The sequence below is a fragment of the Acidovorax sp. GW460-11-11-14-LB4 genome (assembly GCF_059423685.1).
This window is the reverse complement of record NZ_JBWKYJ010000004.1, coordinates 1-17481: the sequence shown is the minus strand read 5'-3', so window position 1 is coordinate 17481 and position 17481 is coordinate 1. Positions and strand designations below refer to the sequence as shown.

The following is a 17481-nucleotide window of genomic DNA, read 5'->3' as shown; positions in this document are numbered from 1 at the left end:
CGCCATCACTCCAAGGCTTTGCAGAATTCAGGGGAATTTGTCAGGGCCTTAGCCCGCTTTGGCGGGCTTTTTTAATGGTTTTCCGCTTTGGCGGTTCTTCTCTAGGCGCCCCGCCCAGCGGGACTTTTTTGGCGTGTCGAACAGCCGCAGCCACTGTGGCTCAGTGAGCGCTCGCAGCAGGCAGGGTGAGCGTCGCCCGCAAGCCGCCAAGGCCTGCGGGCTCCAGATCCAGCCGCCCCCCATACAAAGCTGCCAGGTCCTGCACGATGGCCAGGCCCAGTCCCGTGCCGGGCACGGTTTCATCCAGGCGCACGCCGCGTTCCAGCGCCTGATCACGTTGCGCGGCATCAATGCCGGGGCCGTCGTCTTCCACCGCAACCACCAGTTGGGGCTGCGCAGCGCCCGATCCGGCGGGCAGCAGTTGCATCTGCAGCCGCACCGCAGCCTGCGCCCACTTGCAGGCGTTGTCCAGCAGGTTGCCCAGCATTTCCTGCAGGTCCTGCGCCTCGCCCGCAAAGAAAAGCGGCACCGCTGAAGACTCGACACTGATATCGAGCAACCGGTCCGCATGCACCTTGTTCATCACGCGCACCAGCCCATCCACTACCGGCTGCAGCGGCGTGCGCTGCCCGGGCAAGCGCGCAGATGCCGACACCCGCGACCGCGCCAGGTGCCAGTCGATGTGCCTGCGGGCCACCACCACCTGCTCTCGCACCAGCGCCGCCAGCTCCGGGCCATCAGTGGACGGTTGTGTGCGGGCCGCGTTCTCCAGCACCGTGAGGGGCGTCTTGAGCGCATGGGCCAGGTTGCCCGCCTGGGTGCGTGCCCGCTCCACCACCTCGCCATGCCGGCGCAGCACGGCGTTAAAGTCGTCGACCAGCGGCTGCACTTCCGCAGGGAAGCTGCCTTGCAATTGCGAAGCCCGCGCTTCTTGCACATCCTGCACCGCGCGCTGTAGCGCCTGCAGGGGCTTAAGCCCCACCGCCACCTGCGCCCAGGCGGCGGCGACCAGCAGCAATAGCAACACCGCCAGCGACAGCCCCAGCACGCCAGTGAACCGGGCCGTGGCTGCCCGCGTGCCCTGCAGGTCGGCGGCCACAATCAAGCGCCAGCGCGCTGCATGCACGCCCTCGGCGCGCAACGTGCGCTCCAGCACCAGCAAAGGCACGCCCTGCGGGCCTGTCATCTCGTGCACATGTACGGTGCCATCGGCCAACGCATCCACCTGTAGCGCCAGGCTGGTGTCCCACAACGAGCGCGAGCGCAACACCCCTGCCCGCTCCCGCCCGTCGGGCGCCATGGCGTCCACCTGCCAATACAGGCCGGAGTAAGGCTTGAGCCACCGCGGGTCGGACAGCGCCTCGGCAGCAATCACCGGCTGCCCCTGGGCGTCAAACTCCAGCCGCGCCGTGATCTGGTCCAGCTGCAGCTGCAGTGCAGCCTGAAACTGCTGCTGCACATGCTCGCGGAACAATCCGCTCAGCACCAGCCCAGCCAGCGCCATGGCTACGGCCGCCCCCGCCAGCGTGACGGCCAGCAGCCGCACCCGCAACGACCGGGACCAGTGCACGGCAGGCGCAGGTGACACAGCCTGCGCGCTCATGGCGGCACCAGGCGGTAGCCCATGCCACGCACGGTTTCGATGCGTGCCGAATCCGCCAGGGCAGCCGACGAAGCCGCAGGAGGCAACATCTTCTTGCGCAAGCGCCCCACAAAGACCTCGATGGTGTTGGAGTCCCGGTCAAAGTCCTGCGCATAGATGTGTTCGGTCAGCTCCGCGCGTGACACCAGCACGCCAGGCCGGTGCATGAGGTAGTCGAGCACCTTGTACTCATGCGCTGTCAACGTCACCGGCTGGCCCGCGCAGGTCACGCGGCCACTGCGGGTGTCCAGCGACCAGTCTCCACACTGCAGCACGGCCGACGCTTGCCCGCTGGCGCGGCGGATGAGTGCGCGAAGGCGCGCCAGCAGTTCTTCGAGGTGAAAGGGCTTGGTCAGGTAGTCGTCGGCACCGGCATCGATGCCTGCGACTTTTTCGTGCCAGTTGTCGCGCGCGGTGAGGATTAGCACCGGCATGTTGCGCCCCTCGGCCCGCCACCGCTTGAGCACCGTGAGCCCGTCCACCACCGGCAGGCCCAGGTCCAGCACCACGGCATCCACTGCCTCGGTGTCGCCCAGAAACTGCGCGTCGCGTCCGTTGTCTGCCTCGTCCACCGTGTAACCCGCGCCGTGCAGGGCATTGCGCAACTGGGCGCGCAGCAGGGTGTCGTCTTCTACCAGCAGGATGCGCATGGAGGTGTCGTGGTCGGAAGGGTGTCAGCGATTGTCACGGCTTCGCTGCTGATCTTGGCGCGATTCTCGGGATCGCACACGCAGCACCTCCGCCGTGCGCGCATCGAGCTTGACCTTGGTCAACTGCCCGGCAGGCGTCAGCAGCTTGATCTCGTAGATCCAGCGCTCGCGCTCCTGCTCCAGCTCCACTTCCAGCACCTGACCAGGCACCTCGCGCTGCAGGCGATCGAGCACGACGGGCAGTGGTAGCACCTGGCCCGCCTGCACGGCCTGCCGGGCGCGGTCGTGGTCTTCCTTGCCGCTGGCCCACGCGGACGGCACGGCCAGCGCGGCAGCCCACAGCACACACGCCGCCAAGCACATGCACCGGACATGGCGGCCCGCACAAGCAGCGTGGAAGGAGAAAGGCATGGGCGCATTGTCCTGCGCGATATCTGAACGGCCGATGAACAGCCCTTTCACGCGCCGTTCAGGCGGGGATTTCAACAATGGCTGCACAAGCGATGAAACCCACAAGGACCACAGCATGACTTCCCTTCGCACCCTGACTCTGGCCGCGCTCTGTGCACTTGCAGCCACCAGCATCAGCCACGCCGCTGACACCACCGCAGCCCAGCAGCTCGCCCACTGGAGCGCACAGGCCGGCAGCCCAGGCAATGCAGACAAAGGCAAGGTGTTCTTCAACGCACGCCATGGTGGCGAATGGTCTTGCGCATCCTGCCACGGCACACCGCCCACCGCACAGGGCAAACACGCCAGCACCGGCAAGTCGATTGCGCCCCTGGCTCCGGCCTTCAACCCCAAGGCGTTCACCGACACCGCCAAGGTGGACAAGTGGCTCCGCCGCAACTGCAACGACGTGGTGAGCCGTGAATGCACAGCAGTGGAAAAAGCCGACGTGCTGGCCTACCTCAACGCCCTCAAGCCCTGAGACCGACACCATGCAAAAACCAGCCCCATTACGCCCTGCAGCCCTGGCCGCCGCTGTGTGCGCACTGACCCTGCTGTCACTCTCCAGCGCCCATGCAGACAGTGGGCGCGCCATGCCCCGCAACGTGCCCAGTGCCTACACACAGGAATGCGCCGCTTGCCACACCGCCTACCCGCCCGGCCTGCTGCCCGCAGCATCCTGGAACCGCGTGATGACGGGCCTGGACAGGCACTACGGCACCGACGCATCGCTGGACGCTGCCACCGTACGCCAACTCAACCAGTGGCTGCAGGCCCACGCAGGCACCTACAAGCGGGTGAATGAGGAGCCACCCGAGGACCGTATCACCCGCTCGGCCTGGTTTGAACGCAAGCACCGAAAGATCGAACCCACCACCTGGAAGCTCGCCAGCGTGAAAAGCGCTGCCAACTGTTCGGCATGCCACACAGGCGCAGACCAGGGGCAGTTTGACGAACACAACCTGCGCATGCCGGCGGGGCTGGATGCCCGCTCACGCCGCGCCTGGAACGACTGAGAGCGGTGAATCTGAACTGCGCCCCATCAAGGAACACACGATGAACAACACACCTACCCTCCATCCCGCCGATGCCTCGGCGCAACCCGCCCCCGCCAAGGCTCCCAGTCGCCGAGTGACCGATGCGCCCACGCGCATGTTCCACTGGCTGTTTGCACTGTGCTTTGCGGGGGCCTACGCCACAGCCGACGGCGAGCACTGGCGGCTGCTGCACGTCACGCTGGGCTACTCCATGGCGGGGCTGCTGGGCTTTCGACTGCTGTACGGCATCTTCGGGCCACGCACCTCGGGCCTGGGCCTGCTGTGGCGCAAGCTGACAGGGGCGCCCGCATGGCTGCGCACATTGCCCCAGGCCCCATCGGTCACGCAGATCAACTGGCGCCAGGGCCAGAACCTGCTGATGGCGCTGGCCATCGTGTTGCTGCTGGCGCTGGTGGTGCCCCTCACCCTCAGCGGATATGCCACGTACAACGACTGGGGTGCCGCGCTGGGTGGCAACTGGATGGGAGAAGCGATGGAAGAAGTGCATGAGTTCTTCGGCAACGCCCTGCTGTTTGTGGTGTTGGCCCACATTGCGCTGATTGCTGGCTTGAGCTTGCTGCGCCGCAAGAACCAGGCACTGCCCATGCTCACCGGCCGGGTAGAGGGCAAGGGACCCGACCTGGTCCCGAAGAACCGCACCTGGCTCGCCGCCCTGCTGCTGATCGCAACACTGGCCTTTGGTGCCTGGCAGTGGCAGCAGTCGCCCAGCGGCTGGGTTGCCAGCGGCACATCGACCGAACGCCAACGGCACCACGATGACGACTGACGCAGAGCCACCGAACACGAAGGAACCGCCCTATGAAAATCTACATGTGTGCTGTCTGCGGCTGGATCTACGACGAGGCTGCAGGCCTGCCCGACCACGGTATCGCGCCCGGCACCCTCTGGGCCAACGTGCCCGAAGACTGGCGCTGCCCCGAATGCAATGTTGGCAAGGCTGACTTTGTGATGTGCGAGTTGTGATGAAGGCAGGTGGAATGCCGCGCACTGCGCTCCGTCAGGGCGGCTGACACCAGCGCGCGGTATAACTGTTACACCGCTGCGACCCTCCTTGCAACGCAGCGTCACGCCCCACATGCCCACTACCGACTCCCCCACTGGCCTCGACCCGGCACTGGCCGCCCAACGCCTGCGTGAAGAAGGCCCCAACGAACTGGGCATCAGCCAGCGCCGCACGCTGCGCGACATGGCCTGGGATGTGGTCACCGAGCCCATGTTCCTGCTCCTGCTGGGTGCAGGTGCCATTTACCTCGCCATGGGCGACGCGCACGAGGCAATGATTCTGCTGGGCTTCGTGGTCATCATCATGGCGATCACGGTGCTGCAGGAGCGCCGCACCGATAACGCGCTGAACGTCCTGCGCGACCTCTCCAGCCCCCGGGCCCTGGCGTTGCGCGGCGGCACCATGGTGCACATTGCCGGCCGCGACGTGGTGCGCGAAGACCTGCTGATGATTGCCGAGGGAGACCGCATCCCGGCCGACGGAACGCTGCTGCAGGCCCACGAACTGGCCGCCAACGAGTCGATGCTGACCGGCGAGTCGGAGCCTGTGGCCAAACAACCTGCCGACAAGGTGTTTGCGGGCACGCTCGTGGTCAACGGCCAGGGCCTGCTGAAGGTGACCGCCGTGGGCCGCCACACCGAGCTGGGCCGCATCGGCCAGTCGCTCGACACCATTGCCCTGCAGGCCTCGCCGCTGCGCGAGGAAATGGCGTGGCTCACGCGCAAGCTGGTGGTCATTGGCCTGTCGCTGTGCGCGTTGCTGGTGGCCCTGTTCTGGGCGCTGCGGGGCGACTGGCTGCAGGCCGTGCTGGCGGGCATCACGCTGGCCATGGGGGTGCTACCGCAAGAACTGCCCGTGATCATGATCATCTTCCTGGCCCTGGCCGCGCGGCGGCTGGCGGCGCAGCAGGTGCTCACGCGGCGGCTCAACGCCATCGAGACGCTGGGCCAGACCACGGTGCTGTGCGTGGACAAGACTGGCACCCTCACCCAAAACCGCATGGCAGTGGCAGCGCTCTGCGTTGCGGGCCAGGAGCTGGATGTGCAGAACCTGCCTGCCGCTGCGGATGGCAGCGCGCTGCCCGATGCCTTCCACGAGCTGCTCGAATACGCCGTGCTGGCCAGCGAGATCGAACCCCACGACCCCATGGAGCAGGCCTTTCACCGCATGGCGGCGGACCACCTGGTGGACACCGAGCACCTGCACCCCGCATGGTCGCTGGCGCGCGAGTACGAGCTGTCGCCCGAGCTGCTGGCCATGAGCCACCTGTGGCGCGACGGCACCTCGGCACACGACACGGTAGCCACCAAGGGCGCGCCCGAAGCCGTGGCCGACCTCTGCCACCTGCCCGACGCCGAGCGCGCCGCCCTCAGCGCCCAGGCCGCGCGCCTGGCCGATCGGGGCCTGCGGGTGCTGGGCGTGGCCAAGGCCCGGCACCACACGCAAGACACCTGGCCAGACGCCCAGCACGGCTTCGACTTTGAATGGCTGGGTCTGGTCGCACTGGCCGACCCACTGCGCCCCGAGGTGCCCCAGGCCGTTGCGCAGTGCCGCCAGGCGGGCATTCGCGTGGTGATGATCACCGGCGACCACCCCCGCACCGCGCGCGCCATAGCAGCCCAGGCAGGCATCGCCAACGACCGCGTGATCACAGGCGACGAGCTGGGACAGATGCCGCCGCAGGTGCTGGCCGACCAGGTCCGGCAGGTCAGCGTGTTTGCGCGCATCAAGCCGCATCAGAAGCTGGCGCTGGTGGAAGCCCTCAAAGCCCAGGGCGAGGTGGTGGCCATGACCGGTGATGGCGTGAACGACGCCCCGGCCCTCAAGGCCGCACACATCGGCATCGCCATGGGCCAGCGCGGCACCGACGTAGCCCGCGAGGCCGCTGCCCTGGTGCTGCTGCACGACGACTTCGCGGCCATCGTGCTGGCGATTCACCGGGGCCGGCAGACCTTTGCCAACCTGCGCCACGCCATGGTCTACACGCTGGCGGTGCACGTGCCCATTATTGGGCTGGCGCTGCTGCCGGTGCTGTTCGGGCTGCCGCTGGTGCTGGCGCCGCTGCACATCGCATTTCTGGAGCTGGTCATCGACCCGGCCTGCTCCATCGTGTTCGAGGCCGAAGAAGGTGCTGCCGACCTCATGCAGCAGCCGCCGCGCGCGGCCGACGAACCCCTGCTGTCCACCCGCCACATCCTGCTGAGCGTGCTGCAGGGTAGCGTGGTGACCGCTGCCGTGGTGGGCCTGTATGCCTGGCTGCTGCGCCAGCCCGCACATGCCGCCACCGCCAGCACGGCCGCGTTTGTGGTGCTGGTGGCCGCCAACGCCGCGCTCATCCTGCCCAGCCGCAGCAGCCAGACGGTGTGGCGCAGCCTGTGGAAGGGACTCACCCCGGTCAGCCTGTGGGTGGCGGGCGGCACGCTGGCCGCGCTGACGGCCATCACCACCGTGCCGTGGCTGGCCAACGCTTTCCGGTTTGTGCCGCTATCGCCCCTGCACTGGTTCATGGCCCTGCTGGCCGGGCTGCTGCTCACGGTGGTGTTTATGGCCAACAAGCGCTGGCTGCAGCCCGCCACACTGGCGCGCCATACTTCCCTCGCCTGATCCTCCCGCCCTACACCATGCCCATTGTTCTGGAATCCATCGACCACGTCGTGCTCACCGTCGCCAGCATCGACAAAACCATTGCGTTTTATGAGCGTGTGCTGGGCATGACCGCGCGGGAGTTCAAGCCCCAGCGGTACGCGCTGCACTTCGGCGCGCAAAAGATCAACCTGCACGAAGTGGGCACGGTGGTGGACCCCAATGTGCGCCACGCGACGGCGGGCTCGGGCGACCTGTGCTTTCTCACCCAGATGCCGCTCGACGACGTCGTCGCCCACCTGCAGGCCGAAGGCGTCCCCATCGTGCAAGGCCCGGTGGGAGCAACGGGCGCCCGCCACCGGCTGCGCTCGGTCTACATTTACGACCCGGACGACAACCTCATCGAGATTGCCAACGAGGTGTGAGGCGCTGGCTGCACCGATCGCAGTACGGTCTCCAACACAACGATCAGAACTCGGCCGAGATCGCCGCCCGCAACAAAGTTGCCGCGGGCTCCACCAGCTCTTGCAGCTGCCCGGCCCGGTCCTGCTCGATAGAGTGCAGCACCATCTCGTTGATGCCCCCCACCACGGCCATGGCCATCATGGGCTGCAGGGGCGTCTTGCGTTTGCGCTCACCCGGGCGGTTGTTCACCACGTCCAGCATCAGGTCGGCCAGTTGCTGGTTGGCGCGGCGGCGCGCGGCCAGGCCCGTCGGGCCCAGGCCCAGGATGTCGATGAACAAGGTGCGCAGCAGCACGGGGTTTCGCGCCAACACGCCAAAGTACGCCGCCATGGCCTGCTCCACCTGGGCCTCCCAGTCGCTGTGCGGATCGATGGCAGCGCGTAGCACCGCAATCGCGTTGCCACTGGCCGCCTCGTACAGCGCGGTCAGGCACTCGGCCTTGTCGGCAAAATTTTCATAAAAGGTGCGGCGCGACACGCTGGCTTCGCGCACGATGTCGGCAATGGTGGTGTCGGCATAGCCCTTGGCGGCCACGGCGCGCGCCATGCCCTCCAGCAGGCGGGCGCGGTGTTCGATGCCCGCAGCGGGTGGAGCGGGCGCAGCAATTGGGGCGGTGACTTCACTCATGGAGGCTGATCGCAATGCAGAAAATTCGACGAGGTACTTGACAGTACCATAGTTGATCTGCATCATACAAATCCACCGGTACTGCAAAGTACCAAATCCATGCACCACCGCGCAGCCCCCTTGCGCCAGGAGCCCTCTTCATGACCGAACTCGTTGTCCGCCGCCTGCTGATCGACCTGGAGACGCCGTTTGCGCGCCACTGGTGTGGTGGCGACGCGTTTCGCTCTGCGCTGTTCAACGCGCTGTCGATGAGCTTTCCGGTCGGCGAGCAGTTCTTTATCGACGCAGTGCGTGATGGCCACAAGGCCCTGCCCCCCGACAAGCAAGCGCAGTTTGCCAACGAAGTGCATGGCTTCATCGGGCAGGAGGCCACACACCGCCGCATCCATGCGCTGTTCAACGGCCACCTCGACCAGCAGGGCCTCGCCAATGAATGGGCCCCGCGTGCGCAAGAGCGCATGAAGCTGTTTGCGGGCGCCGACCCACGCCATCCGCTGGCTGTGACCGCTGCCAACGAGCACTTCACCGCCCTGCTCGCCGAATGGCTGCTTGCCCACCCCGAGGTACTGCAGGGCGCCGAGCCGCGCCTGGCCACGATGTGGCAATGGCACTGTGCCGAAGAGTCCGAGCACAAGAACACGGCCTTCGACCTTTACCAGGCCCTGGGCGGCAACCACGAGTGGCGCATCACTTGGTTTCGCCGCATCACGGTGGTGTTCCTTGGCGATGTGCTGCGCCAGACGGTGCTGAACCTGCGCCGCGATGGCTCGCTGTGGAAATGGAGCACGTGGACCAGCGCCGCACGCACGCTGTTCGGCAAGGGCGGTCTGGTGCGCGAGACCTGGCGCCCCTGGCGCGAGTACCTGCGCCCCGACTTTCACCCCAGCCAGCACGGCACCGACTTGTCGGCACGCTGGCTGGCAGAGCACAGCAACGCCTACACCCCGGTGGGTGCGCGCTGACAACCACAACCTGACACCATGACCCATCCCACCACGCCCCGGCACACAGGCCGGGCAGGCGCGGCTTTGCTCTGCCTGCTTGCATCTACCACCCTGACCCTGCTGCCCCTGCAGGCCCACGCCGCCCCTTTGGCGTTTGACGCAGCGCTGCAGCAGCTGCAGCAGCGCTCCGACCAGCTGGCCGCATCGCGCAGCGCCGTCGAAAGCGCCCAGTTGCGCCGCGACGCCATGCAGCGCCTGGGCGGCCCGGTGGTCAACCTGAGCGGCGCCGCCTATACCTACAACGCCAACCTGGACGTGGACCTGAACCCGCTGAACCGCGCCCTGCCCGGCGTGCTGTCGCAGCTGCCGCCCCAGCTGGCGGGCTCGCTGGCCCAGTTGCCCCACCTGCCGTCCAGCTACACGCTCAACCGCAGCAAGAGCGACACCACGGCCTCGGTCTCCGCCATCTGGCCCATCTACATGGGCGGCGCCAGCCATGCCGCCCGGGGCCTGCTGAATGCCCAGGCGCAAGAGGCCCAGGCCGACGCCACCAAAACCAGCCACGAGGCCACCACCCTGCTGGTGCAGCGCTACTTTGGCGCCCAGCTGGCGCAGCGCGCTGCCCTGCTGCGCGAATCGGCCCTGACCACCATCGAGCAGCACGACGCCGCCGCACAGAAGATGCTGGACGCCGGTGTGATCGCGCGCGTCGAACGCCTGCAGGCCCGCTCCGCACTGGAAGAGGCCCGACGCAATGCCCGCAAGGCCCGCGACGATGCCGAGCTGGCCGCCACGGCGCTGACCCGCACCCTCAAGGCGTCCGACCCTGTGACGCCCACCAGCCCCCTGTTTGTGCTGAGCCAGCCGGTCGAGCCCCTGCCCCACTTCATCGACACCGCCTTAGCCCACCACCCCGGGCTGGACAAGGTGGCCGCCAAGAAAGAGCAAGCCACACAACTGCATGCCGCACAGGAGGCACTGCGCAAGCCCCAGGTGTTCGCATTTGGCCAGCGTCAGCTCAAGACCGGCCGCGATGCCGACTGGGTGGCCGGCGTGGGCGTGCGCTGGACGCTGTGGGACTCCATCGACCGCAACGCGCTGGCCGAGTCATCCAACCGCCAGATCGAGCAGGCTGAGCGCACCGGCGCGCAGGCGCAGAACGACATTGCCCTGCTGGTGGAAAAACGCTGGTTGGCCCTGGAGCAGGCGCGCCGCGCCTACTTTGCGCTGCAGCCGGGTCTGGAGCTGGCCGACGAAGTGCTGCGCCTGCGCATTTCCGGCCTGGAGGCGGGCACCAGCACCACGCTGGACCTGATCGACGCCCAGGTCAACCAGGCCAAGGCCCAGACCGAACGCGCGCAGGCCGCCCACGACTACGTGAAGGCGCTGGCCGATCTGCTGGAGGCCTGCGGCCTGTCGGAAGACTTTGGCAAATACATGGCGCGCGCTGATGTGGTGCGGGTGGAATGAGTAAAGGTGGAACGAACATGAGCAAGAACAACAGCAAAAAGACAGCCGTGATCGGCACCGTGGCCTTTGTGGCCGTGGCAGGCTTTGTGGGCTTTGGCCTGTGGAAGGCCTCGCAGCCCGCGCCCGAAGTCTTTCAGGGCCAGATCGAAGCGCAAGAGGCCGACATCGCGCCCAAGGTCACTGCGCGCATCGCGCAGATCCTGGTGAAGGAAGGCGACCAGATCGCCGTGGGCGCGCCCCTGATCCGGATGGACAGCCCCGAAGTCACCGCAAAGTTGGCCCAGGCCACGGCGGCGCAAGAGGCTGCCCAGGCCGTGGCCGACAAGGCCCAGCACGGCGCGCGCCCGCAAGAGATTGAAATGGCCCGCCTGAACTGGCAGCGCGCCGTGGCCGCCGCCGACCTGGCCGAATCGTCCTTCAAGCGTGTCGATGGCCTGGCCCGCGAGGGCCTGGTGGCGGCGCAAAAACGCGACGAGGCCGAGGCCAACTTCAAGGCCTCGCGCGACCAGGCACTGGCCGCCAAAGCCCAGTACGACCTGGCCCGCGCCGGTGCGCGCAGCGAAGACCGATCCGCCGCCAGCGCCCAGGCGCGCCAGGTGGCGGGCGTGGTGGCCGAGGTGCAGGCCGCCCAGGCCGAGACCGAGCTCAAGAGCCCCGTGGCCGGCGAAGTGGCCAAGGTGCTGGCCCGCACCGGTGAGCTGTCGCCGCAGGGCGTGGCCGTGGTCACGGTGGTGGACCTGAAGGACCAGTGGGTGGTGCTGAACGTGCGCGAAGACCGCCTGCAGCGCTTTGCCATCGGCAACGAGTTCGACGCCACCCTGCCCGCGCTGGGCGGCAAGACCGTGAAGTTCAAGGTCTACCACACGGCTGCGCTGCCCGACTTTGCCACCTGGCGCGCCACGCGCGCAGGCCAGGGCTTTGACGCCCGCACGTTTGAAGTGCGCGCGCGCCCGGCTGCCCCCATCGAAGGCGCACGCCCTGGCATGACGGTGCTGGTGAACTGAAATGCGACACCCCCCTGAGCGCCTTCGGCGCTTCCCCCCGCTCTCGCAACGCTATACGTTGCGGGCAGGGGGACGCAGCCCTCGCTGCGGGGCGGCCCTTGCTCGGCTGCCCTCGCAGGGCCGCGCCTGTTCCGAATTCCGCGACGGGAGTGGAGCGCGATGGAAAACCGATCCAAAAAAGTGCCTCCAGCGCTTATCTTACAAGCGCAAAAAGCTATGAATTCAATAGCAAACAGCCTTCGCCGCGAAGCCCGCCGCCTGGCGGCCGACCCGTGGGACCTGGCCATGGTCACCTGGGTGCCGCTGCTGGGCGTGGCGCTCTTGTGGTGGATCTTTTCGGCCGGCCTGCCGCGCCACTTGGCGGTGGGCGTGGTGGACGACGACCACTCCAGCCTGTCGCGCCAGCTGGTGCGCATGCTGGACGCCACGCCGGGCGTACAGATCACCCAGCACTTCACCAACGCGGCCGAGGCCGAACGCGCGCTGCGAGCGGTGGACGTGTACGCCGTGGTCTCCATTCCGCGCGACTTTGCGCGCACCGTGAAGGAAGGCCGCGCTGCGCAGGTCACGCTGCTGCACAACGCGCAGATGTCCACCCACTCGGGCCTGCTGCAGCGCGATGTGCGCACGGCCGTGGGCACCTTGTCGGCGGGTATCGAGATGGCCGCGCGCAACAAGCGCGGCGAAAGCGCCCAGGCCGTGCACGTGAGCATGGAGCCCATCCACACGCAGATGGTGGCGCTGTTCAACGTGTCCAGCAATTACGAGCAGTTTCTGGGCGCGGCGCTGATCCCCGCCCTGCTGCACATCCTGGCCATGACGGCAGGTGCCTGGACGGTGGGCCGCGAACTGCGTGACCGCACGCTGGGCGAATGGCTGGGCGCGGGGGGCTGGGTGCGCACTGCGGGCGCGCTGGCCGGCAAGCTGGCCCTGCCCTGGGTATCTCTCACGCTGGTGGGCCTGCTGGCGCTGGTGGGCATCACCTGGGGCCGGGGCTGGCACCCGCCGGGCAACCTGTGGTGGGTGGCTGCGGCGCTGGCGCTGCTGATAGCGGTGTCGATCACCGCAGGCGCTGCGCTGGCGGGCATCACGCGGTCGCTGCGCACTGCGCTGTCGGGTGCGGGCTTTTTTGCAGCACCGGCGTTTGCGTTCAGCGGCGTGGCTTTCCCACTCGCGGGCATGCCCGGCAGCGCCCGCGCCTGGGCCGAGGCCATGCCGTTCACCCACTACATCCGTCTGCAGATTGAGCAGCTGCAAATGGGAGCGCCCTTGGCCACCAGCGTATCGACCGTCGTGGCGCTGATCCTCGCCACCGCCGTGCTGTGGCTGCTGGGCGCCACTGCACTCACGCTGGCACACCAGCGCCCCGAAACGTGGGGAAGCCGCTGATGAACACGACAACACAACCCGTGCCCGGGGCAACTCCCTCGCAGCAAGGCCTGCTGGGCGCCTGGCTGCACGCGCTGGCCACCGTGGTGCGCGACAAGGGCGTGCTGCTGCTGTTGGTGGGCGCGCCCGTGCTCTACGGCTTTTTCTATCCTTGGTTCTACGCCGACGAGGTGCTGACCCGAGTCCCCGTGGCGGTAGTGGACTTGGACCACACCAGCCTGTCGCGCCAGATCACCCGCTTTGCCGACGCCGACCCGCGCATCGAGGTGCATCTGGTCACCGGTAGCGAGCGCGAGGCGCAGGAGGCCCTGTGGCGCGGCGAGATCGAGGGCTACGCGGTGATCCCAGCCGGGCTCAAGCGCAACGTGGTGCGCGGCGAAAACGCCGTGGTCAGCATCGAGGCCAACGGCGCCTACGCGCTGCTGAACAAGGCCGTGCAATACGGCTTTGCGGAAGCCGTCGGCACGGTGTCTGCCGGGGTCGAGATCCGCAAGCTGCAGGCCAGCGGCCAGAGCGCTCCGCAGGCCCGCGCCAGCCGGGCGCCCGTGCAGCTGCAGATGGTGGCGCTGTTCAACCCCACCGAGGGCTACGGCAGCTTTGTGGTGCCTGCCGTGGCGCTGCTCATCCTGCAGCAGACCCTGCTGATGGGCGCTGCGATGCTCACCGGCACCTGGGTCGAAAGCGTCCAGCACCGCGCCCGCGCCACCACCTGGCTGGGCCGCCTGCTGGCACTGTGCACGCTGGGCTGGGCCAGTGGCCTCTTCTACTTTGGGTGGATCTTTGTGTTGCACGACTACCCGCGCGGCGGCAACCCGCTGGGCGCACTGGCGCTGCTGGCCTGCTACATCCCGGCCATCGCGGCGCTGGGCGCGTTGCTGGGCCTGTGGTTTGGCAACCGTGAACGCGCGCTGCAGGTGCTGCTGTTCACCACGCTGCCCATCGCGTTCGTCGCAGGCTTCTCGTGGCCGGTGGAGGCCCTGCCCGAGCCGCTGCAGTGGCTGCGCTGGCTGCTGCCCAGCACCTCGGGCGTGCAGGCGTCTCTGCGGCTCAACCAGCTGGGCGCGCCGCTGTCGGCTGCGTTGCCGTACCTGTGCGCGCTGGTGGCGCTGGGTGCGGTGTGCGCAGGGGCCGTGCTGGCCCTTGCGAGGCCGTCAAGCCCTGGCGCTCAAGCAGCAAACGCGGCGGAGCGCGAGCGCAGCGCTTACTGAGGGTGGGCAGCAGCCTGTTGCCCGGTACGCAAGCGCACCGGGCCGCTGCGCTCTTCCACCGCCGCCTGCACTTCCTTGCGCAGGCCCAGTGCAAACGCCCACTCGGCCACCACAAACAGCGGGCCGACGATCAGGCCCACCAGGTCGTCCACAAACGCGGGCTTGCGGCCTTCGTAGTAGTGGCCCACGAACTGGATCACCCAGCCCACGGCAAACAGGCCGATGCCCGTGGCCAACCACACGGCCAGGGTCTGGGCGGCCACCCATTGCCCGCCCACCAGCATGGCGGCCAGCAGCGCGGCCATGGCCAGGCCAAAACGCATGTCCAGCCGGAAGTAGAAAACACTGGCCGCCAGCGCTGCCAGCAGCGCCGGGCTTAGCGGCAGCGCACCCACCATCCAGGTCGGACGCGACAGCAGGATGACGACGGCGAACATGATCATGGGAACGCCCACAAAATGGGTGTGGATGTTGCGCGGGTCGCGGTGATAGTCGGCGTATTGGGACAGGTGGTCGATCAGGGTTTTCATGGGTGTCTCCAGCATGTGTTTTGCGCAGCATCAATACTCGCTCTCAGGCCGCGCCAGCGTCTGTCGTGCAGACGACAAAAAGCCGCCGCGCCCTCCTGCCCCGTTCAATCGCATCCCATGTCCACCCCTTCCGCCTACCTGCCTGTCCTCCAGTCTGGCCGCTGGTTTGCCCACCTGCCGCCCGACTTTTCCCAGCCGCTGATTGCCATGGCGCAGTTGCGCCATCTGCCGACGGGCGAGGTGCTGTTCCGGCGCGGCGATGCGCCCTGTGGCCTGTATGCCGTGGTGCGCGGCGCGGTCAGCATCTCGGGCACCGGGGGGCGGGCCGACGAGGCGCGTGCGGCGCTGCTGATCCGCCTGGAGCCGCCGCACTGGTTTGGCGAGATCTCGGTGTTTGACAACTCGGCCCGCACCCACGATGCGCAGGCCACCGAACCCACCACCCTGGTGCACATCCCGCACGAGCGGCTGCAGCACTGGCTGCAGGCCCACCCGCAGCACTGGCATGCGCTGGCCTTGTTGATGACCGACAAGCTGCGCTCGGCCTTTGTTGCGATGGAAGAGCTGGCCCTGCTGCCCGCCCCGCAGCGTCTGGCGCGGCGCCTGGTGATGATGGCCGAGGGCTACGGCCAGTGGACGGCAGAGGGGCAGTCGCGCCGCGTGATCGAGATCTCGCAAGAGCAGCTGTCGCTGATGCTGGCGATCTCGCGCCAGACCACCAACCAGATCCTCAAGGACCTGGAGTCGCGCCACCTGGTGCGCGTGCAGCGCGGCGAGGTGGAGATTCTGGACCTGGCCGGCCTGCGGGGTGCCTGCGCCTGATTACTATTAAATCGATAGCAACTAAGGCATATTGCAATAGCACATCGGCGTGTTTTCACACAAATACTAAGCACACATTCCATTTCCGGGCAAAATGACGGCCATGCAACTGAACTACATCGCCAACGCCTCGGTGCCCTCGTCCTCGGGCCGCACGATCCCCGTGATCGACCCGTCCGACGGCCAGCCCTTCGACGAGATCCAGCGCAGCAACGCCGACGACATCGACGCGGCGGTGCATGCAGCCCGCCAGTGCTACCACGCGGTGTGGCAGAAGCTGGCCCCGGTGGAGCGCGGCCGCCTGCTCCAAAAGCTCTCGGCCAAGATCCTGGAGCATGCGGACGAGCTGACGGCGCTGGAGCAACGCGACTGCGGCAAGCCCACCAAGCAAGCACGCGCCGACGCGATTGCGCTGGCACGCTACTTCGAGTTCTACGCCGGTGCGTGCGACAAGTTCCACGGCGAGACCATCCCCTACCCCGACGGCTACAGCGTGCTGACCTGGCGCGAGCCCCACGGCGTCACGGGCCATGTCATCCCCTGGAACTACCCCATGCAGATCTTTGGCCGCAGCGTGGGCGGCGCCCTGGCGGCGGGCAATGTGTGCGTGGTCAAGCCGGCCGAAGACGCCTGCCTGTCGCTGATCCGCGTGGCGCAGCTGGCAGCGGAGGTTGGCTTTCCTGCAGGGGCGCTCAACATCGTCACCGGCTATGGCCATGAGGTGGGCGACGCGCTGGCGCGCCATCCCGGCATCGACCACATCAGCTTCACCGGCAGCCCCAAGATCGGCACGCTGATCCAGCAGGTGGCGGCCGAGCGCCACTGCCCCGTGACGCTGGAGCTGGGCGGCAAGAGCCCCCAGATCATCTTTGCCGACGCCGACCTGGACGCCGCCATCCCCGTGGTCATCAACGCCATCGTGCAGAACGCCGGGCAGACCTGCTCGGCCGGTTCGCGCGTGCTGATCGACTCGCTGATTTATGAACCCCTGCTGGAGCGCCTGGGCAAGGCGTTTGAAAAGCTGCGCGTCGGCCCCGCTGCCATGGACCTGGATGTGGGCCCGCTGATCCGCCAGACGCAGCAGCAGCGCGTGTGGGACTTTTTATCGGACGCGCAAGTGGCCGGCATCCCCATGGTGGCCCAGGGCGTGGTGGTGGACGAAGCGCCCGAGACCGGTTACTACCAGGCGCCGACCCTGCTGCGCGATGTGCCCGTGGGCCACCGCCTGGCACAGGAAGAAGTCTTCGGCCCCGTGCTGTCGGCCATGGCCTTCCAGGACGAGGACCACGCGGTCGAGCTGGCCAACGCCACGCAATTCGGCCTGGTGGCCGGCATCTGGACGCGCGATGGTGCGCGCCAGTTCCGCATGGCCAAGCGTGTGCACAGCGGCCAGGTGTTCATCAACAACTACGGCGCGGCCGGCGGTGTGGAGCTGCCGTTTGGCGGCGTCAAATCCAGCGGCTATGGACGCGAAAAGGGCTTTGAGGCGCTGTACGGCTTCACCACCTTGAAGACCGTTGCCATCAAGTACGGTTGAAGCACCACAAGGTGTCCCGCCCGCGCACGACGGCATGGGCAGGCCCCGCTAACCTCGGCTGCTTCTGTACGACGATTTTTCTTCCCCATGCCCCTGAGC

18 protein-coding genes are annotated in these 17481 nt (G+C 67.6%); 13 read left to right on the top strand and 5 right to left on the bottom strand.

Translation table 11 applies throughout. The annotated features are described in order from the left end of the window. Positions 1-160 precede the first annotated feature (160 nt). From AC07X4_RS03215 to AC07X4_RS03205, 3 genes are read right to left on the bottom strand one after another with little or no spacing between them, the layout of a single operon-like run. Positions 161-1603: a sensor histidine kinase gene (locus AC07X4_RS03215; RefSeq protein WP_494739211.1), complete on the bottom strand. Its 1443-nt coding sequence runs from the start codon at positions 1601-1603 to the stop codon at positions 161-163. After that, positions 1600-2292, bottom strand: coding sequence for a response regulator (locus AC07X4_RS03210; RefSeq protein ID WP_099729929.1), 693 nt, complete (start codon positions 2290-2292; stop codon positions 1600-1602). The genes AC07X4_RS03215 and AC07X4_RS03210 overlap by 4 nt, the downstream gene beginning before the upstream one ends. A 24-nt stretch (positions 2293-2316) precedes the next feature. Continuing rightward, entirely contained in the window at positions 2317-2703 is a 387-nt protein-coding gene (locus AC07X4_RS03205) for a PepSY domain-containing protein (RefSeq protein WP_494739210.1), read from the bottom strand. 115 nt (positions 2704-2818) lie between these two features. Here AC07X4_RS03205 and AC07X4_RS03200 point away from each other — a divergent pair, with 115 nt between their 5' ends. From AC07X4_RS03200 to AC07X4_RS03175, 6 genes are all read left to right on the top strand, one after another. Beyond that, positions 2819-3223, top strand: a complete 405-nt coding sequence (locus tag AC07X4_RS03200; protein WP_494739209.1) for a DUF1924 domain-containing protein — start codon at positions 2819-2821, stop codon at positions 3221-3223. Between the two features lie 10 nt (positions 3224-3233). Continuing rightward, positions 3234-3758 (top strand): diheme cytochrome c, encoded by a 525-nt coding sequence (locus tag AC07X4_RS03195; protein WP_494739208.1) that lies wholly within the window; start codon positions 3234-3236, stop codon positions 3756-3758. A gap of 40 nt (positions 3759-3798) precedes the next feature. Further along, complete coding sequence (locus tag AC07X4_RS03190; protein ID WP_494739207.1) at positions 3799-4566, top strand: cytochrome b/b6 domain-containing protein; 768 nt, start codon at positions 3799-3801, stop codon at positions 4564-4566. Between the two features lie 32 nt (positions 4567-4598). Beyond that, a complete protein-coding gene (locus tag AC07X4_RS03185; protein WP_494739206.1) occupies positions 4599-4763 on the top strand; it encodes a rubredoxin in 165 nt (54 codons plus the stop codon). A 112-nt stretch (positions 4764-4875) separates the two neighbouring features. After that, positions 4876-7407 (top strand): cation-translocating P-type ATPase, encoded by a 2532-nt coding sequence (locus AC07X4_RS03180; RefSeq protein ID WP_494739205.1) that lies wholly within the window; start codon positions 4876-4878, stop codon positions 7405-7407. A 17-nt stretch (positions 7408-7424) separates the two neighbouring features. After that, positions 7425-7811 carry a VOC family protein gene (locus tag AC07X4_RS03175; RefSeq protein ID WP_494739204.1) on the top strand — a complete coding sequence of 129 codons (387 nt, stop codon included), beginning with the start codon at positions 7425-7427 and terminating at the stop codon, positions 7809-7811. A 43-nt stretch (positions 7812-7854) separates the two neighbouring features. On the opposite strand, the gene AC07X4_RS03170 is transcribed toward AC07X4_RS03175, so the two are convergent. Continuing rightward, positions 7855-8478, bottom strand: coding sequence for a TetR/AcrR family transcriptional regulator (locus AC07X4_RS03170; protein ID WP_494739203.1), 624 nt, complete (start codon positions 8476-8478; stop codon positions 7855-7857). A 140-nt stretch (positions 8479-8618) separates the two neighbouring features. Between AC07X4_RS03170 and AC07X4_RS03165 the strand changes: the two genes are divergently transcribed. From AC07X4_RS03165 to AC07X4_RS03145, 5 genes are all read left to right on the top strand, one after another. Next, positions 8619-9440 carry a metal-dependent hydrolase gene (locus AC07X4_RS03165; RefSeq protein WP_494739202.1) on the top strand — a complete coding sequence of 274 codons (822 nt, stop codon included), beginning with the start codon at positions 8619-8621 and terminating at the stop codon, positions 9438-9440. A gap of 18 nt (positions 9441-9458) precedes the next feature. After that, positions 9459-10892, top strand: coding sequence for a TolC family protein (locus AC07X4_RS03160; protein ID WP_494739201.1), 1434 nt, complete (start codon positions 9459-9461; stop codon positions 10890-10892). Positions 10893-10909: 17 nt separating this feature from the next. Then, positions 10910-11896, top strand: a complete 987-nt coding sequence (locus AC07X4_RS03155; RefSeq protein WP_494739200.1) for an HlyD family secretion protein — start codon at positions 10910-10912, stop codon at positions 11894-11896. Between the two features lie 216 nt (positions 11897-12112). Further along, positions 12113-13285 (top strand): ABC transporter permease, encoded by a 1173-nt coding sequence (locus tag AC07X4_RS03150; protein ID WP_494739199.1) that lies wholly within the window; start codon positions 12113-12115, stop codon positions 13283-13285. Continuing rightward, positions 13285-14493 (top strand): ABC transporter permease, encoded by a 1209-nt coding sequence (locus AC07X4_RS03145; RefSeq protein ID WP_494739198.1) that lies wholly within the window; start codon positions 13285-13287, stop codon positions 14491-14493. Before AC07X4_RS03150 ends, AC07X4_RS03145 begins: the two co-directional genes overlap by 1 nt. Here AC07X4_RS03145 and AC07X4_RS03140 read toward each other — a convergent pair. Next, on the bottom strand, positions 14487-15023 hold the full coding sequence (locus AC07X4_RS03140) for an Mpo1 family 2-hydroxy fatty acid dioxygenase (protein WP_260667008.1): 537 nt from the start codon (positions 15021-15023) through the stop codon (positions 14487-14489). The two genes, AC07X4_RS03145 and AC07X4_RS03140, sit on opposite strands and share 7 nt — an antisense overlap. Positions 15024-15140: 117 nt before the next feature. On the opposite strand from AC07X4_RS03140, the gene AC07X4_RS03135 reads away from it, so the two are divergent. Both AC07X4_RS03135 and AC07X4_RS03130 read left to right on the top strand, forming a co-directional pair. Then, positions 15141-15845, top strand: a complete 705-nt coding sequence (locus tag AC07X4_RS03135; protein ID WP_056743535.1) for a Crp/Fnr family transcriptional regulator — start codon at positions 15141-15143, stop codon at positions 15843-15845. A 103-nt stretch (positions 15846-15948) separates the two neighbouring features. Next, positions 15949-17382, top strand: coding sequence for an aldehyde dehydrogenase family protein (locus AC07X4_RS03130; protein WP_056067777.1), 1434 nt, complete (start codon positions 15949-15951; stop codon positions 17380-17382). Positions 17383-17481 lie beyond the last annotated feature (99 nt).